The sequence below is a fragment of the Saccharopolyspora flava genome (assembly GCF_900116135.1).
Classification (GTDB): Bacteria; Actinomycetota; Actinomycetes; order Mycobacteriales; family Pseudonocardiaceae; genus Saccharopolyspora; species Saccharopolyspora flava.
Map to the genome: position 1 here is coordinate 558,361 of NZ_FOZX01000003.1, position 24,423 is coordinate 582,783.

21 protein-coding genes are annotated in these 24,423 nt (G+C 71.7%); 11 read left to right on the forward strand and 10 right to left on the reverse strand.

Annotation, left to right across the window (positions count from 1 at the left end; all coding sequences use genetic code 11):
- The first annotated feature begins 121 nt into the window (after positions 1–121).
- Positions 122–415 carry a hypothetical protein gene (locus BM424_RS12415; protein WP_093417047.1) on the forward strand — a complete coding sequence of 98 codons (294 nt, stop codon included), beginning with the start codon at positions 122–124 and terminating at the stop codon, positions 413–415.
- 68 nt (positions 416–483) lie between these two features.
- A complete protein-coding gene (gene msrB, locus BM424_RS12420; RefSeq protein ID WP_093416452.1) occupies positions 484–900 on the forward strand; it encodes a peptide-methionine (R)-S-oxide reductase MsrB in 417 nt (138 codons plus the stop codon).
- Between the two features lie 56 nt (positions 901–956).
- Here msrB and hemQ read toward each other — a convergent pair whose 3' ends face one another.
- Genes hemQ through hemE form a run of 3 tightly spaced genes read right to left on the reverse strand, consistent with a single transcriptional unit; the run spans position 957 to position 4,187 of the window.
- Positions 957–1,652, reverse strand: a complete 696-nt coding sequence (gene hemQ / locus BM424_RS12425; RefSeq protein WP_093416455.1) for a hydrogen peroxide-dependent heme synthase — start codon at positions 1,650–1,652, stop codon at positions 957–959.
- A 4-nt stretch (positions 1,653–1,656) separates the two neighbouring features.
- Positions 1,657–3,102 (reverse strand): protoporphyrinogen oxidase, encoded by a 1,446-nt coding sequence (gene hemG / locus BM424_RS12430; RefSeq protein WP_093416457.1) that lies wholly within the window; start codon positions 3,100–3,102, stop codon positions 1,657–1,659.
- Positions 3,102–4,187 (reverse strand): uroporphyrinogen decarboxylase, encoded by a 1,086-nt coding sequence (gene hemE, locus BM424_RS12435; protein WP_093416460.1) that lies wholly within the window; start codon positions 4,185–4,187, stop codon positions 3,102–3,104. The genes hemG and hemE overlap by 1 nt, the downstream gene beginning before the upstream one ends.
- Before the next feature lie 220 nt (positions 4,188–4,407).
- Here hemE and BM424_RS12440 point away from each other — a divergent pair, with 220 nt between their 5' ends.
- The 5 genes from BM424_RS12440 (at position 4,408) to BM424_RS12460 (ending at position 11,197) form a co-directional block, all read left to right on the forward strand.
- Positions 4,408–5,007: a DUF3000 domain-containing protein gene (locus BM424_RS12440; protein WP_093416462.1), complete on the forward strand. Its 600-nt coding sequence runs from the start codon at positions 4,408–4,410 to the stop codon at positions 5,005–5,007.
- A gap of 431 nt (positions 5,008–5,438) precedes the next feature.
- Complete coding sequence (locus BM424_RS12445) at positions 5,439–6,155, forward strand: response regulator (protein WP_093264979.1); 717 nt, start codon at positions 5,439–5,441, stop codon at positions 6,153–6,155.
- A 97-nt stretch (positions 6,156–6,252) separates the two neighbouring features.
- Entirely contained in the window at positions 6,253–7,506 is a 1,254-nt protein-coding gene (locus BM424_RS12450; protein WP_425442003.1) for a ribonuclease D, read from the forward strand.
- Positions 7,507–7,862: 356 nt separating this feature from the next.
- Positions 7,863–9,104 (forward strand): thiolase family protein, encoded by a 1,242-nt coding sequence (locus BM424_RS12455; RefSeq protein WP_175548056.1) that lies wholly within the window; start codon positions 7,863–7,865, stop codon positions 9,102–9,104.
- Positions 9,101–11,197 (forward strand): 3-hydroxyacyl-CoA dehydrogenase NAD-binding domain-containing protein, encoded by a 2,097-nt coding sequence (locus BM424_RS12460; RefSeq protein WP_093416470.1) that lies wholly within the window; start codon positions 9,101–9,103, stop codon positions 11,195–11,197. Before BM424_RS12455 ends, BM424_RS12460 begins: the two co-directional genes overlap by 4 nt.
- Before the next feature lie 93 nt (positions 11,198–11,290).
- On the opposite strand, the gene BM424_RS12465 is transcribed toward BM424_RS12460, so the two are convergent.
- From BM424_RS12465 to dxs, 3 genes are all read right to left on the reverse strand, one after another.
- Positions 11,291–12,424: a sensor histidine kinase gene (locus tag BM424_RS12465; protein ID WP_093416474.1), complete on the reverse strand. Its 1,134-nt coding sequence runs from the start codon at positions 12,422–12,424 to the stop codon at positions 11,291–11,293.
- Positions 12,425–12,426: 2 nt separating this feature from the next.
- Positions 12,427–13,113, reverse strand: a complete 687-nt coding sequence (locus BM424_RS12470) for a response regulator transcription factor (protein WP_093417049.1) — start codon at positions 13,111–13,113, stop codon at positions 12,427–12,429.
- A 112-nt stretch (positions 13,114–13,225) separates the two neighbouring features.
- Complete coding sequence (gene dxs, locus BM424_RS12475; RefSeq protein ID WP_093416477.1) at positions 13,226–15,142, reverse strand: 1-deoxy-D-xylulose-5-phosphate synthase; 1,917 nt, start codon at positions 15,140–15,142, stop codon at positions 13,226–13,228.
- Between the two features lie 242 nt (positions 15,143–15,384).
- Here dxs and BM424_RS12480 point away from each other — a divergent pair, with 242 nt between their 5' ends.
- The 3 genes from BM424_RS12480 to BM424_RS12490 are packed head-to-tail and all read left to right on the forward strand — an operon-like array spanning position 15,385 to position 17,388.
- Positions 15,385–15,897 carry a YbaB/EbfC family nucleoid-associated protein gene (locus BM424_RS12480; RefSeq protein WP_175548057.1) on the forward strand — a complete coding sequence of 171 codons (513 nt, stop codon included), beginning with the start codon at positions 15,385–15,387 and terminating at the stop codon, positions 15,895–15,897.
- On the forward strand, positions 15,897–16,205 hold the full coding sequence (locus tag BM424_RS12485) for a WXG100 family type VII secretion target (protein ID WP_093416482.1): 309 nt from the start codon (positions 15,897–15,899) through the stop codon (positions 16,203–16,205). Before BM424_RS12480 ends, BM424_RS12485 begins: the two co-directional genes overlap by 1 nt.
- A 10-nt stretch (positions 16,206–16,215) precedes the next feature.
- Positions 16,216–17,388 (forward strand): WXG100-like domain-containing protein, encoded by a 1,173-nt coding sequence (locus BM424_RS12490; RefSeq protein ID WP_093416485.1) that lies wholly within the window; start codon positions 16,216–16,218, stop codon positions 17,386–17,388.
- Here the strand turns inward: BM424_RS12490 and BM424_RS12495 are convergent.
- Both BM424_RS12495 and BM424_RS12500 read right to left on the reverse strand, forming a co-directional pair.
- Positions 17,385–18,515, reverse strand: coding sequence for a hypothetical protein (locus tag BM424_RS12495; protein WP_093416487.1), 1,131 nt, complete (start codon positions 18,513–18,515; stop codon positions 17,385–17,387). The genes BM424_RS12490 and BM424_RS12495 overlap by 4 nt on opposite strands.
- Positions 18,512–19,396 (reverse strand): hypothetical protein, encoded by an 885-nt coding sequence (locus tag BM424_RS12500; RefSeq protein WP_093416490.1) that lies wholly within the window; start codon positions 19,394–19,396, stop codon positions 18,512–18,514. The genes BM424_RS12495 and BM424_RS12500 overlap by 4 nt, the downstream gene beginning before the upstream one ends.
- 156 nt (positions 19,397–19,552) lie before the next feature.
- Here BM424_RS12500 and BM424_RS12505 point away from each other — a divergent pair, with 156 nt between their 5' ends.
- Positions 19,553–20,974: an ATP-binding protein gene (locus tag BM424_RS12505; RefSeq protein WP_093416492.1), complete on the forward strand. Its 1,422-nt coding sequence runs from the start codon at positions 19,553–19,555 to the stop codon at positions 20,972–20,974.
- Here the strand turns inward: BM424_RS12505 and BM424_RS12510 are convergent.
- Both BM424_RS12510 and BM424_RS12515 read right to left on the reverse strand, forming a co-directional pair.
- Positions 20,971–22,212, reverse strand: coding sequence for a class I SAM-dependent RNA methyltransferase (locus BM424_RS12510; protein ID WP_093416495.1), 1,242 nt, complete (start codon positions 22,210–22,212; stop codon positions 20,971–20,973). The two genes, BM424_RS12505 and BM424_RS12510, sit on opposite strands and share 4 nt — an antisense overlap.
- Positions 22,184–24,211, reverse strand: coding sequence for an APC family permease (locus tag BM424_RS12515; RefSeq protein WP_093416498.1), 2,028 nt, complete (start codon positions 24,209–24,211; stop codon positions 22,184–22,186). Before BM424_RS12515 ends, BM424_RS12510 begins: the two co-directional genes overlap by 29 nt.
- Positions 24,212–24,423 lie beyond the last annotated feature (212 nt).

Sequence of the window (24,423 nt, forward strand, 5' to 3'; positions counted from 1 at the left end):
ACTCCACAGTGGAACCTTCCGAGCGTAGGTGATGAGCGTGTCTCACGAGCGCTCGCGCCACGCCCCCCATTCGGTGAACGCGGCGATTCCGCTCGCCCCGAGCAGGCGATACGGTGTGCCGATGCAGCGCCGCGACCCGGACGAACCCGCACGCTTCGGCGACCTGGCGGACCTCGACCACGAGGATCCGGAGGTCCGCGCGTTCGCCGAGCACCGCGCGCGGATGGACCGGCCGCACTCCGAGGCGACCGTGGAGGGGATGCTGCGCGGCGTCGACGAGTTCGCCCAGAGCGCCAACCGCACCGGCGGCCACCGCAGGCTGCTGGCGGTGTCGGTGGTGGTGCTGATCCTGTTCGGCGTGCTGTTCACGGTGTGGAACGCGCTGGTCTACGTGCTCGGGGTGTTCTTCGGCTGATCGTGGCCTGCGCCTCCCCGGAGCAGGGGCGCTTAGCAATCGATCTTCGATCGCATTAGCGTGGAAGCATGGATCCGGTTGCAGGCACTCCCCAGGTCACCAAGAGCGAGCAGGAGTGGCGGGAGCAGCTCACGCCGAACGAGTACGCGGTGCTGCGCCAGGCCGCCACCGAACCGGCGTGGGTGGGCGAGTACGTCGACACCAAGACCACCGGCGTCTACGAGTGCCGGGGCTGCGGCGCGGAGCTGTTCCGCAGCGAGACGAAGTTCGAGTCGCACTGCGGCTGGCCCTCGTTCTACGACCCGGCCGACTCCGACGCGGTGATCCTGCGCGAGGACCGCAGCATGGGCATGGTCCGCACGGAGGTCCTGTGCGCCTCCTGCCACGGCCACCTCGGCCACGTCTTCACCGGTGAGGGCTTCCCCACGCCCACCGACCAGCGCTACTGCATCAACTCCATCGCGGTCCGCCTCGTCGAGAGCTGATCAGCGAGAGAAAGGGCCCGGCACTCCTGGAGTGCCGGGCCCTCTTGCTCCACGTCTCAGGGGAGGCGGGTGACGAGGTCGGTGACGTCGACGCGGTGGCCCGTGTAGAAGGGGACCTCCTCGCGGACGTGCAGCCGGGCCTCGGTGGCGCGCAGGTGGCGCATCAGGTCGACGATGCGGTGCAGCTCATCGGCCTCGAAGGCCAGCATCCACTCGTAGTCGCCCAGCGCGAACGACGCGACGGTGTTGGCGCGCACGTCCGGGTAGTCGCGGGCCTCCTTGCCGTGGTCGGCGAGCATCTTGCGGCGCTCGTCGTCGGGCAGCAGGTACCACTCGTAGGACCGCACGAACGGGTACACGCAGATGTACTTCTTCGGGTCCTCGCCGGCCAGGAACGCCGGGATGTGGCTCTTGTTGAACTCCGCGGGCCGGTGCAGCGCCACGTTGCTCCAGACCGGCTCGGAGGACTGGCCGAGCGGGGTCTCGCGGCGGAACCCGGTGTAGGCGGCCTGGACGGCCTCGACGCCCTCGGCGTGCCACCAGATCATGAAGTCCGCGTCGGCGCGCAGACCCGAGACGTCGTAGACGCCGCGCACCACGACACCGGACTCGGCCAGAGACTCCAGGTACTCCCGGGTCACCTGCGCGGCCTTGTCCCGGTCCTCGGGCAGGGTTCCCTGCTCGATCCGGAAGACCGACCACATGGTGTAGCGGATGGTGTCGTTGAGCTCGTCGTAATTCAGCCGCGCCATGGTCTCATCGTCCCACTTCGCGGGGACCGGCCTGCAGCAGGTCCCGCGTGACGCTGGTCGCTGCCGCCTCACCGGTCGCTACGCACGCGGGCACGCCGACGCCGTGCAGCGCGGCCCCGGCGATCGCCAGGCCCGGCACCCGCGCCACCTCGCGCTCCACGTCGGCGACGAGGTCCAGGTGCCCGACGCCGTACTGCGGCAGCCCGCCGCCCCAGCGCAGCACCACCGAATCCACCGGCTCGGCGGTGATCCCGGTCAGCTCGGCCAGGTCCGCGCGGACCCGGCGCAGCAGCTCCTCGTCGTCCAGGCGCAGGTCCTCGGTCTCGCCGAAGCGCCCGACCGAACCGCGCACCAGCACCTCTCCCCCGGCGCCGCGCAGGTGCTCCCACTTGGCGCTGGAGTAGGTGAAGGCCTTGGCGGTGAACGGGGTTCCTCCGTCGTGCCGCTCGCCGCGCGCGATCAGCGTGCCCGAGGCCGGGGTGCCGTCGTGCTCGGGCAGCGCGGTGCCCGGCGGCAGGGCGAGACCGACCACGGCCATCGACGCCAGCTCGACCTCGGCGAGCTTCGCCGACGCCTCGGGAACGGGCTCCTGCAGCAGTTTTCGCGCGGCCGGGGCGGGCACCGCGAGCACGACGGCGTCGACGTCGAGGTGCTCCGGCGCGGGCGCCGACCCGATCTCCAGCCGCCAGCCGTCGCCGCTGCGCGCGAGCGCGCGGACCGGCAACCCCAGCCGCACCTCGGGGTCGGCGGCGACCACCAGGCGGTCCAGCAGCTCCCGGTAGCCTCCCCGGAACGCGCCGAAGACGGGTTGCGACGCACCGGGTTTCGGCGCCGGGAGCGACGAGCGCGCGGCCTCGGTGACCCGGCCCGCGCCGTCGTCGAGGGCCTTGGCCAGCGCCGGGATCGTGGCGCGCAGGCTCAGCCGGTTCGCGTCGCCCGCGTAGACGCCTCCGAGCAGCGGCTCCACCAGCCGGTCGACGACCTCGTCGCCGACCCGGGCGCGCAGCAGGTGGCCGACCGAGATGTCGGCGCCGTCGAGCTCGATCGGCGCCATGGCGCTCTCGGCGCGCACCGCGGCGATCCCGTCCTCGGACAGGACCCCGGCGACCGAGTCGGCCTCGGCGGGCACGCCCATCACGGTGCCGCCGGGCAGCCGCTGCGTCCGGCCTCCGGCGCGCACCGTCGCGGCCGCGCGGGCCGGGTGCACGACGTCGGCGCGCACGCCCAGCTCCTCGGCCAGGTCCAGCACCTCGGTCCGCCGGGCCAGGAACGCCTCGGCTCCCAGGTCGTAGCCGCGCCCGGCGAGCTCGACGGTGCGCAGCTTGCCGCCCAGCCGGGAGGTCTGCTCCACCAGCACGATCCGGGCGGCGGCACCCAGCTCCCGGCGCAGGCGGTAGGCGGCCGTCAGCCCGGCGACCCCGCCGCCGACGACCGCGACGCGGCGCGCCATCAGCGCTGCGAGGTCGTGGTGTGCACCAGCTCGACGACCCGGGTCAGGACCTCCGGGTCGGTGGTCGGCAGCACGCCGTGACCGAGGTTGAAGATGTGCCCGCCTGCCTCGCGGCCCTCGGCGAGGATGCGGTGCACCTCGCGCTCGACGGCGTCCCAGCCCGCGAACAGCACGGCCGGGTCGAGGTTGCCCTGCACGACCGGCTTGGCGGCACCCGGCTCGGCGGCGCCCAGGCGGGCGACGGCGGTGTCCAGCGGCACGCGCCAGTCGACGCCGACCACGTCCGGCCCGGCGTTGCGCATCGCGCCGAGCAGCTCACCGGTGCCGACCCCGAAGTGGATCTTGGGGATGTCGGCGAGCTCGGCGACGCCCTCGAAGATGCGGCGGCTGTGCGGCAGCACGAACTCGCGGTAGTCGCGCAGCGAGAGCGCGCCCGCCCACGAGTCGAAGAGCTGGATGGCGTCGACCCCGGCCCCGACCTGCACCCGCAGGAACTCCAGGGTGGTGTCGGCCAGCTTCTCCAGCAGCGCGTGCCAGGTCTGCGGGTCCGAGTGCATCAGCGCCTTGGTGCGCTCGTGGTTGCGGCTCGGGCCACCCTCGACGAGGTAGGAGGCCAGCGTGAACGGCGCGCCCGCGAAGCCGATCAGCGGCGTGTCGCCGAGCTCGGAGACCAGCAGGCGCACCGCCTCGGCGACCGGCTCGACCTGTCCGGCCTCCAGCGACGGCAGCGCGCTGACGTCGGCCGGGCCCTCGATCGGCTCGCTCACCACCGGCCCGGTCCCGGCCACGATGTCGAGCCCCACGCCCGCCGCGTAGAGCGGCAGCACGATGTCGCTGAACAGGATCGCCGCGTCCACGCCGTGCCTGCGGACCGGCTGCAGGGTGATCTCGCTGACCAGGTCCGGCGTCAGGCAGGCCTGCAGCATCGGGGTGCCCTCGCGGGCGCGGCGGTACTCGGGCAGCGACCGCCCGGCCTGCCGCATGAACCAGACCGGCGTGTGCCGGGGCTGTCCGCCGCGAGCGGCCACGAGCAGAGGGGCGTCGGCGAGGTCCCGGCGAGTGGAGACCGGTGCGGAGTTCGTCATCGAAGGTCGGTGTCCGTACGTCGAATCGTCGGATCCCGGTGCGGTCTGCGGGCGGTCTTGGAGCGGATCTGCCACGACGGACGGCCGGGCTTGCGCCGACAATCTTCGCACGCCGCCCGCGCTCCCACTCCGGGCGCCCGCAGCCTCGGTCCGGTCGTCCGATGATCGTTCCCGGCGCGCCTCCACCCACGCGCGGCGGGCGGCATCTAGAGTCGTCGCCGTGACGGAGATGTCGGCGGCGCCCGAAGTTTTCCGGCAGGCGGTTGCCGCGTTGACGTCGCCTCAGCCGCGTGCCGAGATCGAGCTCAGCGAGGTCGGTCCGCCCAAGCGCCTGGCCCCGTGGGCCCACGCGCTGGCCGCGGAGGCGAACGGACCGGCCGGTGAGCTGGCGACGGCGCGTTTCGTGCTGCTGCACGACCCGGACGGCCAGGAGGCCTGGGACGGCGTGCTGCGCCTGGTGGTCTACCTGCGTGCCGAGCTCGATCCCGAGGTCGCCGATGATCCGCTGCTGCCCGCCGTGGGCTGGTCGTGGCTCACCGACGGGCTGGAGAACGCCGGGGCGTCGTTCACCGCGCTCGGCGGCACCGTCACCCTCACCTCCTCGGCGCGCTTCGGCGACATCGCCGGCCCGTCCCGCAGCCACGATCTGGAGCTGCGCGGCTCCTGGACCCCGACACCCTCGGTGTTCGGCGACGGGGGCATCGACCTCCGGCCGCACGGGGAGGCGTTCCACGAACTCATGGCCAGCGCTGCCGGTCTTCCGCCGGAAGGGGTTGCACTGCTCGGCAGGCGCCCGAACGGCGCAGCGCGGCAGGACTGATCGTGGTCGCCCGATCATCGGCTGCGGCGGGTCCGCGCAGCGCGTAGCGTTCGGCTCGCGGCCCTCCCGCAGCCCCGAGAATCCGACACGCCGAAGCGCGACACGCCGATGTCCGATTTTCATTCGCGAAGTTCGTTCGGCTTCTTCGAGATGCTTGTCGGTGCAAGATTTTCACCATGCGCATTCGAAATATGTCGCGTGGCCACGCTCCGCCGTTACGGTCGTTGCTCTGAGTCACCCGAAAGTGCGACAAAAGTATGGTGTCGTCACAACTCGATCGGGATAGATACCCGATTGATCGTCCCGCTGACCCGCTTGGGCGGTTACGCTCACCCCGACGACACCACTTTCGGTCGATCAGTGGCGCGGCTGATTGGTCGAGAGTCCCGGTGCCGGTCGGGGGGCACGACCGACTCCAGGGAGGTAGTGACGTGGCTGCCGTCGGCTTAGGTCAGGCCGCTCGAACCACGCCTGCCGGCGCTTTGCCGGCCAACATGGTCCCGCACCCGCGGGAAGAGCTGTTCACGGTGCTCGTGGTGGATGACCATCCGCTGCTCCGAGAGGCGATCGCCGCTCGGTTGCTGCAGATGGGCGCCGGCACGGTGCACGAGGCCGCATCCATGGCCGAAGCCAGGGCTCGCGCCCTGGCGACCGGTCCGTGCGACCTCGCAATCCTCGATCTCGGGCTCCCGGACGGGACCGGCATCGAACTGGTCACCGAACTCCGGAGCCAGGGATGGCCGCGGATCGTGGTGCTCGCTTCGTCCGATGACCCCTATGCGGTCCGGGCCGCCTTCCAGGCAGGCGCTCAGGCGTACCTGCTGAAGTCGGCCTCGCCCATGGTGGTCACCGACGGCGTGCGCCGCGTGCTCGACGGCGGTGTGTACGCCGACCCCAGCGTGGCTCCGGTGCTCGCCGCCGGTACCCGCGTTCCGGGTACGGACAACACACCTCGCGAGCTGTCCGGGCGCGAGGTCGAAGTTCTCCAGTTGGTGGCCGACGGCCGATCCAACAAGGAGATCGGCGAGGCCCTCAACCTGTCCGCGCTCACGGTGAAGTCTCACCTGTCGCGGATCGGGCGCAAGCTGGGCACGGGCGACCGGGCGCAGATGGTCGCGCTGGCCATGCGCGCCGGCGTGATCCGGTGACGGATCGCTGAAACACCAGCACCGGTGCGGCCGGAACCGACAACGTCGGGCGGACCAGCCACACGACACGGGCCAAAGCACGTAAGGTCTGTTGGCCGTGGAAGCTGCAAGCCCCGAGACCGTCGGATCCGGCCGCCCGGAGCCGGTGCTGTTGACCGAACCCGCCGACGGCGTGCCGCCGGTGGTGGACACCCCGGCCGCGCTCGAAGCGGCCGCGAAAGCGCTGGCCGCGGGAACCGGGCCGGTCGCGGTGGACACCGAGCGCGCCTCCGGTTACCGCTACTCGCAGCGCGCCTACCTGGTGCAGCTGCGTCGTGAGGGATCGGGCACCGCGCTGGTGGACCCGATCGCCCTCAAAGGCGCGCTCGACCCCTTGATCCCGGCCCTGGCCGACACCGAGTGGGTGCTGCACGCCGCCTCCCAGGACCTCCCGTGCCTGGCCGAACTCGACCTGCACCCCTCGAAGCTGTTCGACACCGAACTGGCGGGCAGGCTGGCCGGTTTCGACCGCGTCTCGCTGGGCGCACTGGTGGAGCGCATGCTCGGCTACCAGCTCGAGAAGGGCCACAGCGCCGCCGACTGGTCAAGACGGCCGCTACCCGAGGACTGGCTGGTCTACGCCGCTCTCGACGTGGAGCTGCTGGTGGCGCTGCGCGACGAGATGCACGACGAACTCCAGCGGCAGGGCAAGCTGGACTGGGCCTTCGAGGAGTTCGAGGCCGTCCGCACCGCCGCCCCCGCTCCCCCGCGCGCCGAACCCTGGCGCCGCACCTCCGGGATCCACAAGGTCCGCAGCCCCCGGCAGCTCGCCGCGGTGCGCGCGCTGTGGCAGGCCCGGGACGAATTCGCCCGCGAGCGCGACATCGCGCCGGGCCGCGTGCTGCCGGACTCCTCGATCGTGCTGGCGGCGCAGTCCAACCCCAAGTCCGAGAGCGACCTGGTGGCCATGCCGGTCTTCGGCGGGCGCCAGCAGCGCCGCCGCGCGTCGATGTGGCTGCAAGCGCTGCGCTCGGCCCGGCGGCTGGGCAACGACGAGCTGCCCGCCGCGTCGACGCCGAACGACGGGCCGCCGCCGACCAACCGCTGGGCGGATCGCGACCCCGCCGCCGCGGCGCGGCTGACCGCGGCCCGCGCGGCGCTGAACGCGATCGCCGAGGAGCACTCGCTGCCGGTCGAGAACCTGCTGCTGCCCGACCTGGTGCGGCGCACCTGCTGGACCCCGCCGGAGGACCTCAGCGTCGAGTCGGTGACCGAGCTGCTGCGCGACAAAGGCGCCCGGGAGTGGCAGATCGCCCTCACCGCGGAAGCCCTCGCCGAAGCCCTCCACGCCACCCCCACCCAGAACTCCTGACCCCGGACACCCCGGATCCCGGACTCCCGGATCACCGCACCCGGGATCGCGGGGTTCCGGGGCGAGGGGGTGCTGGAGCAGGGCAGTTTTTGCCAGAACTGTCCGCAGGTGATGCCCGAATTGTCCGGACAGTTTGGACTAAAACTGCCCCCTGCCTCGCTCTGCGGACGGGTGCGCCCTCGGGAAGGATCAAGCGCGCCGGGTTCGGGCTGGTCAGCATGTGAGACAGCCGACAGGGGCAGGCACGTGGTTACCGGTGGGTAATAAGCGCTAGAGTGCGGTTACCGGCCGGTAAGGCGCCGCCCTCCCGCGGACCCCGGCCGAGCACCATCCACCAAGCCAGTGAGGAGCACGCCGTGGCCGCACCTGCGTCGGCACCCGCCGACAGCCGCAGCCGCCCAGCGGTTCGGGACGTGGTCTTCGTCGACGGCGTACGCACGCCGTTCGGCAAGGCCGGCTCGAAGGGCCAGTACGCCCAGACGCGCGCGGACGACATGGTCGTCAAGGTCATCCGGGAACTGCTGCGCCGCCACCCGGAACTCCCGGCGGAGCGCATCGACGAGGTCGCCATCGCCGCGACGACCCAGATCGGTGACCAGGGCCTGACCATCGGCCGCACCGCGGCGCTGCTGGCCGGGCTGCCCAAGTCCGTGCCGGGCTTCGCCATCGACCGCATGTGCGCCGGCGCCATGACCGCCGTGACCACCGTGTCCAGCGGCATCGCCTTCGGCGCCTACGACGTCGTCATCGCGGGCGGCGTCGAGCACATGGGCAACCACCCGATGGGTGAGGGCGCCGACCCCAACCCGCGCTTCGTGTCCGACAAGATCGTCGACCCGTCCGCGCTGGTCATGGGCTCCACCGCCGAGAACCTGCACGACCGCTACCCGTCGCTGACCAAGGAGCGCACCGACGCGTACGCGGCCCTGAGCCAGCAGCGCTACGACGAGGCGATGCAGGCCGGCAAGATCGCCCCCGACCTGGTTCCGGTCGCCACCCGCTCCGACGAGGGCTGGGGCCTGGCCACCACCGACGAGCCGCCGCGCCCGGGCACCACGGTCGAGACCCTCTCCGGTCTCAAGACCCCGTTCCGCCCGCACGGCCGGGTCACCCCGGGCAACGCCGCCGGCCTCAACGACGGCGCCACCGGTGCCCTGCTCGCCGACGCCGAGACCGCCGAGGAGCTGGGTCTGCCGGTCGGCATGCGCCTGGTCGGCTACGCCTTCGCCGGTGTCGAGCCGGAGGTCATGGGCGTCGGCCCGGTCCCGGCGACCGAGAAGGCCCTGCAGCGCGCCGGTCTGACGATCGACGACATCGGGCTGTTCGAGATCAACGAGGCCTTCGCCGTGCAGGTGCTGGCCTTCCTGGAGCACTTCGGCATCGCCGACGACGACCCGCGCGTGAACCCGTGGGGCGGCGCGATCGCCTGCGGTCACCCGCTGGCCTCCTCCGGCGTGCGGCTGATGACGCAGCTGTCCCGCCACTTCGAAGAGCACCCCGAGGTCCGCTACGGCATCACCACCATGTGCATCGGCATCGGCATGGGCGGAACGGTCATCTGGGAGAACCCGAACTACAACGCAGGAGGCGAGCAGTGACTGACTTCGCGGCGCTGTTCCCCGACGAGGTCGTGACCAAGGCGTACACCCGCCTCGTCGACGTTCCCGGTCTGACCGGCAAGCTCGCGCTCATCACCATCGACAACGGCCACGACCACACCAAGCCGTCGACCTTCGGCCCGGGTGGTCTGAGCAGCCTGAACGCCGCGCTGGACGAGGCGTTCGCCGCCGAGCCCGCCGCGATCGCGGTCACCGGCAAGCCGTTCGTGTTCGCCGTCGGCGCCGACCTCACCGGCGTGGGCCAGGTGTCGCAGCGCGAGCACGCGCAGGCCATCGCGCAGACCGGCCACGACGTGTTCCGCCGGCTCACCGAGTCGACGATCCCGACGTTCGCCTTCGTCAACGGCGCGGCGCTGGGCGGCGGCCTGGAGCTGGCGCTGTCCTGCCACTACCGGACCGTGGCCTCCAACGCGGGCGCCATCGCGTTCCCGGAGTGCTACCTGGGCCTGTTCCCGGGCTGGGGCGGCACGCAGCTGCTGCCGAACCTGATCGGCCCGGACGCGGCCGTGACGGTGATCATCGAGAACGCGCTGAGCCAGAACAAGATGCTCAACCCGAAGAAGGGCCTGCAGCTGGGCATCTTCGACGAGCTGCTGGAGGGCGCGGACTTCCTCGAGGAGTCGCTGCGCTGGCTGGTCGGCGTCGTCAACGGCGACAAGACCGTCGAGCGCCCGGAGATCGACCGCGGTCAGGCCTGGGACGACGCGGTGGCGCGCGCCAAGCAGATCGTCGAGTCCAAGACCAAGGGCGCCTCGCCCGCGGTGACCAAGACCGTCGAGCTGATCGAGCTGGCCCGCAACAACGACATCGACGCCGGCTACGCGGCCGAGACCGAGGCGCTGACCGACGCGCTGATGTCCGACGAGCTGCGCGCCGGGCTGTACTCGTTCGACCTGGCCCAGAAGCGCGCCAAGCGCCCGGCCGGTGCCCCGGACAAGGGCCTGGCCCGCCCGGTGAACAAGGTCGGCGTGGTCGGTGCCGGTCTCATGGCCGGTCAGCTGGCGCTGCTGTTCGTGCGGCGGCTGCAGGTGCCGGTGGTCATCACCGACATCGACCAGGACCGCATCGACAAGGGCGTCGCCTACATCCACGGCGAGATCGACAAGCTCGCCGGCAAGGGCCGCCTGTCGCCGGACGCCACCAACCGCCTCAAGGCGCTGGTGACCGGTGAGCTGGACAAGAAGGCCTTCGCCGACGCGGACTTCGTCATCGAGGCCGTCTTCGAGGAGATGACGGTCAAGCAGAAGGTCTTCGCCGAGCTGGAGGAGCACGTCTCCCCCGAGGCGATCCTGGCGACCAACACCTCGTCGCTGTCGATCACGGAGATGGCCTCGAAGCTGAAGAACCCGGAGCGGGTCGTCGGCTTCCACTTCTTCAACCCGGTCGCGGTGCTGCCGCTGCTGGAGATCGTGCGCGGCGGCAAGACCGACGACGCCTCGCTGGCCACCGCGTTCGCGGTCGGCAAGAAGCTGAAGAAGTCCTCGGTGCTCGTCAAGGACGCCCCGGCGTTCGTGGTGAACCGGCTGCTGACGCGGTTCATGGGCGAGGTCATCGCCGCTGTCGACGAGGGCACGCCCTTCGAGGTCGCCGACAACGCCCTCGAAGAGCTCGGTCTGCCGATGAGCCCGATGGTGCTGCTGCAGCTGGTCGGCCCGGCCGTCGCCCAGCACGTCAACGGCACCATGCACGCGGCGTTCCCGGAGCGCTTCGGCATCAGCGACAACCTGCAGCGGTTCGTCGACGCGGGCAAGACCGCGGTGTGGACCTTCGACGAGTCCGGCAACGTGGTCGTCGACCCCGAGGTCGCCGAGCTGTGGAAGCAGGGCGATGCGCCCTCCACCAGCGAGCAGGTCCGCGACCGCGCGCTCGGCGCGCTGGCCGAGGAGATCCGGATCATGCTCGACGAGGGCGTCGTCGCCGAGGCTCAGGACATCGACCTGTGCATGATCCTCGGTGCCGGCTGGCCGTTCTGGCTGGGCGGCATCACGCCGTACCTGGACCGCGCGGGCGTGTCCGAGAAGGTCAACGGCAAGCGCTTCCTCACGCCGGGCGTGGCTTCCCTGCCCGCCTGATCCGAGGAGAACGCGGCGGGGGTCGGAGCACGCGCTCCGGCCCCCGTTCTGCTGCGTGAGGTCGGGCTACCGGGTGCTGCGGCTCTGCGAGGATCACGGCCCGGCGGGGAGTCGGATCGTGATTGCGAGGCCGCCCGCGGGCAGCGCCGCGGCGTGGATCGTGCCGCGGTGGGCCGTGGTGGCGGCCTGGACGATGGACAGGCCCAGGCCGGTGCCGTTGCGGGCCGTGCGCTGAACGCCGGCGCGGCGGAACGGCTCGAAGAGGGCGTCCACCGACTCCGCCGGGATCTGCGGTCCCGACGAGGCCACGCGCAGGGTCGTCCACTGCGGGTCCCCGCAGGTGCTGACCTCCAGCCAGCCGCCGTCGACGTTGTGCCGGACGGCGTTCTCCAGCAGGTTCCCCGCGACCCGTTCCAGCAGCGCCGGGTCCCCGACCGCGCAGGCCGGGGCGATGCGGTTGCGCACGGTCAGCCCGCGCTGCCGGGCCTCCGGTTCGACGACGCGCAGCGCTCGGCCGACGACCTCGGTGAGGTCGACCGGTTCCCGGACCGCCAGCTCCACGCCCTCGGTGCGGGCGAGCAGCAGCAGCGCCTCCACGAGGCGTTCCGCGCGGGCGGTGGCCTCGCGGACCACGTCGGCCATCCGGCGCAGCTCGGCCTCGTCGGCGTCCGGGTCCGACAGGGTCACGTCCAGCTCGGTGCGCACCACCGACAGCGGGGTGCGCAGCTCGTGGCTGGCGTTGGCCACGAACCGGCGCTGGGAGTCGAACGCGGCCTGCAACCGGTCCAGCATCGCGTCGAAGGTGTCGGCGAGGCGGGCGACCTCGTCGCGAGGACCGCTCAGCGCGATCCGCTCGTCCAGCGACTCCGCCGACAACCGCTGCGCGGTCTCGGTGACCTCCTGCAGCGGTCGCAGCACCCGGCCGGTGACCAGCCACGCCAGCAGCGCCGCCGCGGCCACCACGGCCACGAACGCGAACCCGCCGATGATCAGCACCTGCTGCCGGGCCGAGTCGCGCAGCGCCTCGCCGAGCAGCTCGGCGGGCACCTCCACTCCCCCGACCCGCACCGGCGTTCCCGCCGGGAGCCGCGGCACGGCGGCGACGACGTTGCCGACCAGCACCCAGCCCAGCCACAGCAGGACCGCGCTGACCAGCGCGACCAGCGAGGTCGCCAGCAGCGTCAGCCGGACCCGCAGTCCCGGTCCGCGCCGGGTGAGCGCACCCACGATCAGTCCCTGGCGTGCTCGGCACCCGCCGCCGACGGCACCCGGTAGCCGGAGCCGACGACGGTCTCGATGATGCCGGGTTCCCCCAGCTTCTTGCGCAAGGTCATCATCGTGACCCGCACGGTGGTGGTGAACGGGTCGGCATTCTCGTCCCAGACCCGCTCCAGCAGTTCCTCGGAGCTGACCACGGCGCCGCCGGCCGACAGCAGCACCTCCAGCACGCCGAGCTCCTTGCGGGTCAGCTCGATCTCCCCGCCGGAGCGGGTGACCGTGCGGCGGGCCGGGTCGAGTTCGAGGTCGTCGGCGGTGAGCAGCGGCGGCGGGGCGGGCGTGGCGCGGCGGCCCAGCGCGCGCACCCGGGCGATGAGCTCGGGGAACGCGAAGGGCTTGGCCAGGTAGTCGTCGGCGCCCAGCGACAGCCCGGCGACGCGGTCGGCGACCGTGCCCGAGGCCGTGAGCATGATGACCCTGGTCAGGCCGCCGGACCCGACCAGGTCGCGGCACAGGTCGTCACCGGACATGCCGGGCAGGTCGCGGTCGAGCACGACGACGTCGTAGCGGGTGATCGAGGCCTTCTCCTGCCCGCTCTCGCCGTCGTAGGCGACGTCGACGGCCATGCCGTCGCGCCGCAGTCCCCTCGCCACCGCCTCGGCCAGCGGTTTCTCGTCCTCCACGACCAGGATTCGCACGAAACCCACCCTGCCACAGCAGCCGCCCGCACCCGTCGAGGTCAGCGCCGGGGTGACCCGATTTCAACGGAAGTCAGAGACCTGACTTCCGTTGAAATCGGGAACCACCTGGTCAGCCGTGGGCGGCGTCGGCTTCGGTGGCGACGCGGAGCTGCGCGCCGCGACGGCCCGACAGCCAGCCGTTGACCTTGGTCGCGATGTCGGTCTCGGTGAGGCCGAGGTCCGCCAGGACCTCCTCCCGCGAGGAGTGGTGCAGGAAGTTGTTCGGCACGGCCAGGTCGCGCAGCGGCACGTCCAGCTCGGCGTCGCGCAGCGCGGCGGCCAGCGACGAGCCGAACCCGCCGTGCCGTCCCGAGTCCTCCAGCGAGACCACCAGGCGGTGCTCGGCGGCCATCTCCACGACCTTCGAGGGCACCGGCACGACCCAGCGCGGGTCGACGACGGTGACGCCCACGCCCATCGCGGACAGCTTCTCGGCGGCGGCCACGGCGAGCTTGCCGAACGCGCCGACCGCGACCAGCAGCACGTCGGAGCGGTCGTCGGCGCGCAGCACGTCCACGCCGCCGGTCCGCTCCACGGCCGGCACCTCCTCGATGACCGAGCCCTTGGAGAAGCGCAGCACCGTCGGCCCGTCGTCGACGGCGACGGCCTCGCGCAGCTCCTCGCGCAACGTCACCGCGTCGCGCGGTGCGGCCACCTGGATGCCGGGGATGAGGCCGAGGATCGACAGGTCCCACATGCCGTTGTGGCTGGCGCCGTCGTCGCCGGTGATGCCCGAGCGGTCCAGCGTCACGGTGACCGCCTGCTTGTGCAGGGCCACGTCCATCAGCAGCTGGTCGAAGGCGCGGTTGAGGAACGTCGAGTACACCGCGAACACCGGGTGCAGGCCGCCCATCGCGAGACCGGCGGCGGAGGTCATGCCGTGCTGCTCGGCGATGCCCACGTCGAAGCACCGGTCCGGGTAGGCCTCGGCGAACTTCTTCAGCCCGGTCGGCCCCAGCATGGCCGCGGTGATGGCCACGACGTCGGAGCGCTCGGCGCCGATCGAGACCAGCTCGTCGGCGTAGACGTCGGTCCAGCTCTTGGGCGCGGGCTTCTTCGGCAGGCCGGTCTCCGGGTCGATGACCTTGACCTGGTGCATCTGCTCGGCCTCGTCGTTCTCGGCCGGGGCGAAGCCGTTGCCCTTGCGGGTCACGGCGTGCACGATCACCGGTCCGCCGAAGGACTTGGCCATCTGCAGCGCGTGCTCCATGGCGCGCATGTCGTGGCCGTCGACCGGGCCCAGGTACTTCAGGCCGAGGTCGGAGAACATGACCTGCGGGCTGATCGCGTCCTTGATGCCGCTCTTGGCGGCGTGCAGGCCGGTGTAGAGCGAGCGGCCCACGACCGGCATCTTGCGCAGCGTGCGCTTGCCGGACTCCAGGGCCTTCTCGTAGCTGGGGTTGAGCCGCAGCGCCGCGAGGTGCTCGGCGAGCCCGCCGATGGTGGGCGCGTAGGAGCGGCCGTTGTCGTTGACAACGATGACCACCGGGCGCTCGGGGTCGGCGGCGATGTTGTTCAGCGCCTCCCAGCACATGCCGCCGGTGAGGGCGCCGTCGCCGACGACCGCCACCGCGTGCCGGTCGGCCCCGGTGACCTGGAAGGACCGGGCAAGGCCGTCGGCGTAGGACAGGGCGGTCGAGGCGTGGCTGTTCTCGACGAAGTCGTGCTCGCTCTCGGCGCGCGACGGGTAGCCGGACAGGCCGTCCCGCTTGCGCAGCTGGTCGAAGCCGTCCTGGCGCCCCGTGACGATCTTGTGCACGTACGCCTGGTGCCCGGTGTCGAACAGCAGCGCGTCGTTCGGGGAGTCGAAGACCCGGTGCAGCGCGAGGGTCAGCTCGACCGCTCCCAGGTTCGGCCCCAGGTGCCCACCGGTCCGCGACACCTTCTGGATCAGGAACTGCCTGACCTCATCGGCCAGTTCCACCAGTTCGGTGTGCGTCAGGCGCTTGACGTCGGCCGGACTGCGCACGGACCCCAGCAGCGTCACCGTGTTCCACCTCGCTTGTCGTGCCGGTCGGTCACAAGGGCAATCCGGGGCCTGGCCGGCAACCTGGCTCCGTCTGCATAGTGCGCCCCAGTCTACGGAGGGGCCATGCGGCGACCGGGTGTGGTCGCGCACCTGCGGCGATGCTCTCAGCACGCGCCCCACCTGCGAATGTGACGTTCGTGTGGCAGGTATCCCCCGGAAAGCGGTGTTGCTACCTTTCGTCTGATCCCAGGGGAGGCGACATGACTGGTCCGGACGGCCGCAGGGCGGAGCTCGAAGCGCGCAACGCCGCGATGCGCGAGCAGGTGAGCTCGCTGCTGGAGGGGTTGCAACGGCAGACCGCCCAGTTGCGGGAGGCCCAGGAAGACGCCCTGGCCGCGACCGGTGCGGCCACCTCGGCGGACGGGCTGGTCACGGTCCGGGTCAACGCCGCGGGCGTGGTCACCGACACGCAGCTGTCGGCCTCGGCGCTGCGCACGAGCACGCCGGAGAAGCTCGCCCGGAGCTTCACCGAGGCCGCCCAGTCCGCCGCCCGGGACGCCCGCGCGCGGGCCGACGCGGCCGTCGCCCCGCTGCAGGAGAACGTCCCCGACCTGCCGGACCTGTTCCCGGAGGCGCCCTCGCTGGCGCAGCTGATCCCGTCCGCTCCGGAAATGCCGGAACCGAACACCCCGTCGAGTGCGTCCAAGGCGCCGGTGGAGGAGGACTGGGACGACTTCGAACCCCGGTCCCGTTTCCGAAGGGACAGCTGGTAATGGGATTCGAGGTCGACCCCGAGGCGCTGATGGGCGCTTCGCCGAAGTTCGACGCGGCGTCGGACAAGCTGAAGTCGGCGCTGGACAAGCTCAACGGCGTGCTGCAGGCCGAGGGCCGGTGCTGGGGCGCCGACGAGGCCGGCCAGGAGTTCGCCAAGAACTACGAGCCCGGGTCCCAGCAGGGCACCGACGGCATCAAGGGCCTGGCCGAGGCGCTGCACCAGGTCCGCGGTGAGCTCGACGCCACCGCCCGGACCTGGGACGACGTGGACCGGGCGAACGCCGACGGCATCAAGAGCCAGGGCTGAGGGGGACGACGTGGGCATCGAGATCCCGGGTGAGGTCAGCTGGCTGTTCCCGATCGTGGTCGGCGCGAGCTGGCCCGAGGGCGACGAGACGGCGCTGCGCAGGGTCGCCGAGGCGTGGACGCAGTGCGGCGTGGACATCGACGGCGTGATCGGCGAGACCGAGGGCGCGGTCAGCGCGGCCCTGGCGACGATGAAGGGCGACACGCACGACGCCTTCGAGTCGTTCATGAAGGACTTCTGCGACGGCGGGTCGGGTCACCTGCCGGAGCTGAAGAAGCTCTGCGAAGCGCTCGGCGAAGGCGCCGACAGCGCGGCGCTGGAGATCGAGTACACCAAGATGAGCATCATCGCCGCGCTGATCATCCTGGCCGCGCAGATCGCGGCGATGATCGCCTCGGCTGTGGCGACGTTCGGCGCGAGCACCGCGGGCATCCCGATCGCCCAGGCCGCCACGCAGCTGACGGTGCGGACGTTCTTCCAGCAGCTGCTGACCAAGATCGGCCAGCAGATCCTGCTCAACGTGGGGATCAACGTGGGCGTCGACGCCGCGATCCAGGGCATCCAGTTCGCCAAGGGCGACCGGCAGTCCTGGGACTGGTCCAACACCGGCAACGCGGCGGTCTCCGGCGTCGCGGCGGGCCTGGCGGGCGGCCTGGTGGACGGTCTCGCCCCCGGCATCGGCCAGCAGATCGGCAAGGACCTGACCGGCAACGCCACCAAGAACTTCACCGAGGCCGCCGCCTACGGAGCGGCCCGCGGCTCGGTCTCGGGCGTGCTCGGCAACGCCATCAACCAGGGCTTCCACGGCGAGGCGCCGGGGCTCAACGACATCACCTCCGGCGCGATCTCCGGTGGCATCAGCGGGGCGACCGGCGGGATGCAGAGCCGCCACGAGGGCCTCAACGCCACCTGGGACGGCAACGGCCGGGCCGCGACCGGCGACGGCGGCGAGTGGGTGTCGGGCTCGAACACGCAGGGCTGGCGCTTCGAGACCGACGAGGGCGCCGTGGTCGGCGCCAACGTCGACAGCCCTTACAGCAACGACGTCAACTCGGCGACGGTCGGCCAGCACGCCAACGTCGAGGGCGGCCCGAACAACGTCAACGGCAACCCCTACGGCGACGTCGACACCACCGAGCAGCGCAGGCCCGAGAAGCTCGACCTCCCCGACGGCCCGGGCTAGGTCCAGGGCCTCCAGCCCGGGATGGGGGCGACCTCGGGTCGCTGGTCGCCCCAGTCCGGGCTGTTCGGCGGCAGCGAGTGGAGTTCGGCGCGGGCGAGTCGCGTGCGCTGGCGGATCCAGCCGACCACCAGCACCGCGCCGACGACCAGCATGGCCGCGGCGGCGAGCCACGCGCTCGGCGTCCCGGCGTTGCCGGTGATCTGCATGGTGAGCAGCATCAGGCCGAGCACGCCGAAGAAGAACCCGAACAGCGGCCGGAACACCCGGTAGGACTGGGACTGCTTGCCGTTGCGGAACGTCGTGTTCTGCTTGGTGGCCCACCTGCGCAGCGCGTGCCAGGACCCGAGGTCCTGGGGACCGGTCCGCAGCGACCACGCGGCGCTCTGCCGCCTGCGCAGGATCGCGGCGACCAGGCGCGGGTCCTCGACGTTGACGACCCACTGCTGCCGCCCGGCCACGACGCGCACCGCCGGTCCTTCGACGAGCCGGACCGCCGTCGCGCCCGGCAGCGGCCACGCGTCCCCGCCGACGATCTCGCCGGGCTGGGCCAGCGACACCTCGGCGAGCGGGATCGCCTGGTCGACGTGGCCACCGCCGGCCATCCGGCCGAGCGCGAGGACGGCCCGGTCGCGTTCGACCCGCAGCCGCGCGGGCTGGTGCCGGTAGAGCGGGAAGCCGACTTCGACGTCGCGCTCGGCGAGGTCGAAACCCGGTGCGGTGAGGCGCTTCTGCGCGGTTCGCGCGAGCAGCGGGCACACCACCACGGCGACGAGCGCGAGCAGTCCGAGCGGGGCCAGCGAGAGGTTCGCGTAGGCGGCGGCGAACCCGGAGAGCAGGGCCCACCCGACCCAGCGGCGCGGCGTGCGCACGTCGAGCAGCCAGGCGACGGTCGCGACCGCGATGCCGGCCACCCCGGCGATGCCGACGCCGGGCACGAGCTCCCGCATCGCCCACACGACGAACCCGAGCGGGATCACCACGACGGCCAGCGCCCCCAGGCCGAAGGCCTGCACGACGCGGCCCGGGACGACCTCCGGCGCGGTGCTCGGTTCGCCGGGGACCGGGGTGACCTCGGTGCCGGTCTCGGGCGGGGCCGGAAGGACTTCCGGGATGTGCTGCGCGGTCATGTCCAGTCCTCGATGCGTGCGGGTTCCGCGCCGTGCAGGGCGGCTCGCGCCCGCAGCAGCTCGGCGAGTTCGGGGTCGGCGGGGAGCAGCTGGGTGTCGGTCCGGGTGCGGAGGACCAGGACGTCGCCCTCCGGCAGCGAGGCGCCGCGCCCGTCGGCCAGCGGCGCCCAGGCACCGTCGTCGGGACGGCTGGGCCGCACCCCGATCTCGGTGATGTCGGCGAGCCGGACGTCCTTCGTCGCGGCCTGACCGGCGGGTCGTCCGGCAGCGGTGCGCACCGAGATCCGCAGCGCGTCACCGGTGATCTTCACGGAGTCCTCTCCCCCGCCCTGCGGCGACCGGAGGCTCCTCACCAGCACGAACTCGCTGCCCCCGATCTCCCGCAGCGGCTCCGCGAGGATCGCCCGCCGAGCCAGCAAGGTCGCCACCAGCGGCACGGCGAAGCCGATGATCAGGCCACCCACGCGAGCCCACCACGGCGAGTCGGTCACCACGACCGCCGTCCCCATCAGAACGACCCCCTCGACAACCCCGACGAGGATTCCGAGGAAGATCCAGAAATCTGGTTTCAGGCGCCAGTCGATCCCGTCCGGGTCGGGCTTGAGCATGCGCGCGGCCAACACCAGCGGCACCACTGCGAGCGCGACGATGATTCCGTGCGAGAACACGATGTCCGGCGTGTCCCGCGTGTTCAGGGGCGCCACCCAGGGCAGCACCGACCAGCGCGTGGCAGCGGACCACAACGCCGCGACCACGCTCAGCCCAGCTGACACGACGCACCAGACCACGGCGAGCCGCAGCCACAACTTCGCGCGCGACCAGCGACCTCCGACGGCCTCGGCCACCCGCGGATCGACCCGCCCAGGCACCTCACCGAACACGGCCCACCTCCTCAACCAGCGGCAACCCTAACCGCCCGAGTTCCCCGACCGGCGAAAACCCCGAACCCGGACAATCCCACGAGGAGCGGCTAGAATACTTTCTTTGAAGTAACTATCATTGATGAAAGTTTCTTTGGAGAAAGCATCGAGGTCGACGTGGACGGATTCATCGGACGCCGGGCCGAGCTCGGCATGCTGGACGACCTGATCGCCCCGGTCCAGAAGGGCAGCAGGACCGGGCGACCAGGACGCGCCGTGCTCCTGCGCGGTCGACGACGAGTCGGGAAATCGCGCCTGGTGGAGGAGTTCGTCGAGCGGTCCGGGCATCCGCACGTCTTCTTCACCGCCGTCGGCGGTTCGCGCGACGGGGACCTGGACGGCTTCGCGACCGAGGTGTCGGCGTCGGACCTGCCCGAGGCGCACCGCTTCGCCGGCTTCGGCACGCCGCAGTCCTGGGACGCCGCCTTCAGCGCGCTCGCGCACGCTCTCCCGAAAGAGACGCCGAGCATCGTCGTGCTCGACGAGATGCCCTACGTGGTGCGCGAAGACCCGACCTTCGAGGGCGCCTTGCAGAAGGCCTTCGACCGCGAGCTGTCGAAACTGCCCGTCCTACTGATCCTCATCGGGTCCGACATCGCCATGATGGAACAGCTCAACACCTACGGACGGCCGTTCTACCAGCGGGGAACCGAGATGGTCGTGCCCCCGCTGTCACCGCACGACGTCGCGACCACGCTCGACCTCTCGCCGGCCGATGCCTTCGACGCCTTCCTGATCAGCGGCGGTCTGCCGCTGATCCTCGAGGAATGGCCGACCGGCGCGACTCCGTGGGACTACCTCGAAGACGCGCTGCGCCGGCCGACCTCGGCCCTGCTGGTCAGTGCCGAGCGGTCGCTCGCCGCGGAGTTCCCCACGCAGGCGCAAGCCCGAACGGTCCTCAGCGCGATCGGCCACGGCGAGCGCACCTTCACCACCATCGGGCAGGCGGCCGGCGAGCTCAATCCCGGTGCGGTGACCCGAGCGCTGGAACTGCTGGCCGGCAGGAACATGGTCGCCGCCGAACTGCCGCTGTCGACCAAGCCGAGCCGCGAGACCCGCTACCGGGTCACCGACCCGTACCTGCGCTTCTGGTTGTCCTTCCTCGGACCGGGGATGGCCGCTGTCGAACGCGGCCGGGGCGACCGCGTCGTCGACACCATCCGCAAGAGCTGGACCTCGTGGCGAGGCCGGGCGATCGAGCCGGTGCTCCGCGATGCCCTCTGGCGGCTCGCCGACGACCTCCTGCCGGACGGCACCGATGTCGTGGGCGGGTACTGGACCCGCACCAACGACCCGGAGATCGACCTCGTCGGCGCCGACCGCTCCCCCATCGCGAAGAAGATCACGTTCGTCGGTTCGGTGAAGTGGCTGGAGAACAAGCCGTTCGACACCCGCGACCTGGCGAGATTGATCCACCATCGCGACCAGCTCCCCGGCGCGCAGCAGGACACGCCGATGCTCGCCGTCGCGCGCAGCGGCCGCGGGCCCGACGGCGTCACCACCCTCGGGCCCGCGGACCTGCTGGCGGCCTGGGCTTAGCTCTCCCGCTCCAGGAGGGCGATGCACTCGATGTGGTGGGTCATCGGGAAGGCGTCGTAGGACTCCAGCTCGACCATGCGGTAGCCGTTCTCGGCGAACAGCGAGACGTCGCGGGCCAGGGCCGCCGGGTCGCAGGCGACGTGGACGATCCGGGACGGGGCGCGGGCGGTGACGGCCTGCACGACCTCGCGGCCCGCTCCCTTGCGGGGCGGGTCGAGGACGACCACGTCCGGGTCCGGCAGGTCCTCGTCGGTGAGGACGCGCTCGACGGTGCCCGCGCGGAACTGCACCTGCGGCTGGTCGCGGAGGTTGGCCACCGCGTCCTCCACCGCCCGGCGCGAGGACTCCACCAGCAGCACCGAGCCGGTCGGGCCCGCCTGCTCGGCGAGCTCGGCCGCGAACAGGCCCACACCGCCGTAGAGGTCCCAGGCCGTGCCGCCGGAGGGGACCGCGGCGAAGCGGGCCACGACCTCGGTGAAGGTCTCCGGGGCGGCCTTGTGCACCTGCCAGAAGCCCTGGGCGGCCACCTCGAAGGAGCGGCCGCGCACCGACTCGTGCGCCACACCGCTGCCCGCGACCTGCCGGGCCACCGCCTGCTGACGCCCGCGGCGCCGCTGCGGCTTGCGGTCCAGGGCCGTCACGTGCAGCTCCCCTTCGCCGTCGGCGGCCACCGTCAGCTCCGCGCCCGGCCGCCAGCGGCGGTCGGCCAGCTCCTCGACGGCGCCCTCCACGGTGATCGGGCAGTCGGCGACCGGGATCACCCGGTGGCTGCGGTTCGGGCGGAAACCCGCGTTGCCCTTGCGGTCGACGGCCAGCCGCGCGCGGGTGCGCCAGCGCAGCAACCCGCCGGGCAGCTCGCGGACCTCCACCGGCCAGTCCAGGCCGGCGATCCGCTGCAGCTGCTCGGTGATCACCGCGGCCTTGAGCGCGCGCTGCGTCTCGCCGTCGGCGTGCTGGAAGTCGCACCCGCCGCAGCGGTCCGGGCCCAGCGCCATGTCGGCCAGCGGGCACGGCGGGCTGACCCGCCCGGCCGCGGCCTGCACCACCTCGACGGCGTCGGCCCGGCAGAAACCACCGCCGTTGTCCTCGGTGACCTCGGCGATCACGGTCTCCCCGGGCAGGGCGTGGCGGACGAACACCACCCGTCCCTCGTGCCGGGCCACGCAGTGGCCGCCGTGGGCCACCGGGCCGATCTCGACCTCCAGGCGCCTACCGGTCCAGTCCGGTTTTTCGGTCACCGCTCACCTTTCCATTGCTCCCCAGGCCTCGGCGCGTCGCGCCGGGCATCGAGGTGATCCGCTGCGCTCGCACCTTCGTCGACGACGCCAGCTGCCACGGCACGCTGGTGACCATCACTCCCGGCTGGAACAGCAGCCTGCTCTTGAGCCGCAGCGCGCTCTGGTTGTGCAGCAGCTGCTCCCACCAGTGGCCCACGACGTACTCGGGGATGAACACCGTCACCACGTCGCGCGGGCTGTCCCGCCGGATGCGCTTGACGTACTCCAGCACCGGCCGGGTGATCTCCCGGTACGGCGACTCCAGGACCTTCAGCGGCAGCGGCAGGTTCTGCTTCTCCCACTCGGCGGTCAGCTCCCGGGTGTCCTCCTCGTCGACGTTGACGGTGACACCTTCGAGCTCGTCCGGCCGGGTGGCGCGCGCGTAGGCGATGGCCCGCATCGTCGGCAGGTGCAGCTTGGAGACCAGCACCAGCGCGTGGTTGCGGGAGGGCAGCACCGCGTCGGTCTCGGACTCCTCCAGCTCGTCGGTGACCCGGTCGTAGTGCCTGCGGATCGCCGTCATGAGCACGTAGATGGCGGCCATCGCGGCGATGGCGATCCAGGCGCCGTGGGTGAACTTCGTGATGAGCACGATCACCAGGACGCTGGCGGTCATGAACAGGCCGAAGGCGTTGGTGGCCTGCGCCCGGCGCATCCTGCTGCGCGCCGCCGGATCGGTCTCCGAGCGCAGCAGCCGGTTCCAGTGCCGGATCATGCCGCTCTGGCTGAGCACGAACGAGACGAACACGCCCACGATGTAGAGCTGGATCAGCCGGGTCACCTCGGCTTCGAAGGCGAACACCAGCACGATCGCGCTGAAGGCCAGGAACAGGATGCCGTTGGAGAAGGCCAGCCGGTCGCCTCGGGTGTGCAGCTGGCGCGGCAGGAACCGGTCCTGCGCCAGGATCGAGCCCAGCACCGGGAAACCGTTGAACGCGGTGTTGGCGGCCAGCACCAGGATCAGACCGGTGAAGAACACCAGGTACCACACGCCCGGCGGGAACCCGGCGAACACGGCCCCGGCCAGCTGCGCGATCAGCGTCTTCTGCTGGTAGCCGTCGGGCGCGCCGAGGAGCTGGTGCGCCGGGTCCTCGGCGACGACGGCACCGGTGACGCGGGCCAGCATGATCAGGCCGAGGAACATCAGGATCGCCAGCCCGCCCATCAGCGCCAGCGTGGTCGCGGCGTTGCGGGACTTGGGCTTGCGGAAGGCGGGGACGCCGTTGCTGATCGCCTCGACACCGGTCAGCGCCGCGCTGCCGGAGGAGAACGCGCGCAGGATCAGGAAGGCGAAGGCCACGCCGGCGTACTGGCTCTCGTTCTGCACCAGCTGGAACCCGGCGCTCTCGGCGCGCAGGTCCGACCCGAGCACGAGCGTCTGGAAGAAGCCCCAGCAGATCATGCCCAGCACGCCGATCACGAAGGCGTAGGTGGGGATCGCGAACAACGTGCCCGACTCGCGGATGCCGCGCAGGTTCATCGCGGTCAGCAGCGCGATCGCGCCCACGGCGAAGAGCACCTTGTGCTGGGCGACGAACGGGATCACCGAGCCGATGTTCGCCGCGGCCGAGGAGATCGACACGGCGACGGTGAGGATGTAGTCGACGAGCAGGGCGCTGGCCACCATCAGGCCCCACCGGGGGCCGTGGTTGACCGTGGCGACCTCGTAGTCACCGCCACCGGAGGGATAGGCGTGCACGTTCTGCCGGTACGACGCCACCACCGCGATCATCACCAGCGCGACCAGAGCACCGATCCACGGGCTGATCGCGAAGGCCGACACCCCGGCGACCGACAGCACCAGGAGGATCTCCTCCGGCGCGTAGGCGACGCTGGACATCGGGTCGGAGGCGAACACCGGCAGCGCGATGCGCTTGGGCAGCAGCGTGTGCGCGAGGCGATCGCTGCGGAACGGGCGACCGACGATCAACCGTTTCGCCGCGGTTGCGAGCTTGGACACGGTGCAGAGCGTAAGCGGTGGGGGCCGGGGACCGATGAATGCGGCCTTTCGAATTGCTCTCAGGTCACATCCGGGGTGGCGTGATGAGCCCCAGCGGCGGTCACCCGGTACGGTGCACCAGCCCGTGACCGGACGGTCGTGGCGGTCCTCCGATCGCACCCGTCCGGGTACGGTCAGCGGCGACCGAAGAGAGTCGCCCGACAGAGCACATC

What these genes read in the sequence shown, in the direction of transcription:
- BM424_RS12415 (WP_093417047.1), top strand. Translation starts at nt 122, where the DNA reads ATGCAGCGCCGCGACCCGGACGAACCCGCACGCTTCGGCGACCTGGCG.
- msrB (WP_093416452.1), top strand. Translation starts at nt 484, where the DNA reads ATGGATCCGGTTGCAGGCACTCCCCAGGTCACCAAGAGCGAGCAGGAG.
- hemQ (WP_093416455.1), bottom strand. Translation starts at nt 1,652, where the DNA reads ATGGCGCGGCTGAATTACGACGAGCTCAACGACACCATCCGCTACACC.
- hemG (WP_093416457.1), bottom strand. Translation starts at nt 3,102, where the DNA reads ATGGCGCGCCGCGTCGCGGTCGTCGGCGGCGGGGTCGCCGGGCTGACG.
- hemE (WP_093416460.1), bottom strand. Translation starts at nt 4,187, where the DNA reads ATGACGAACTCCGCACCGGTCTCCACTCGCCGGGACCTCGCCGACGCC.
- BM424_RS12480 (WP_175548057.1), top strand. Translation starts at nt 15,385, where the DNA reads ATGACTGGTCCGGACGGCCGCAGGGCGGAGCTCGAAGCGCGCAACGCC.
- BM424_RS12485 (WP_093416482.1), top strand. Translation starts at nt 15,897, where the DNA reads ATGGGATTCGAGGTCGACCCCGAGGCGCTGATGGGCGCTTCGCCGAAG.
- BM424_RS12495 (WP_093416487.1), bottom strand. Translation starts at nt 18,515, where the DNA reads ATGACCGCGCAGCACATCCCGGAAGTCCTTCCGGCCCCGCCCGAGACC.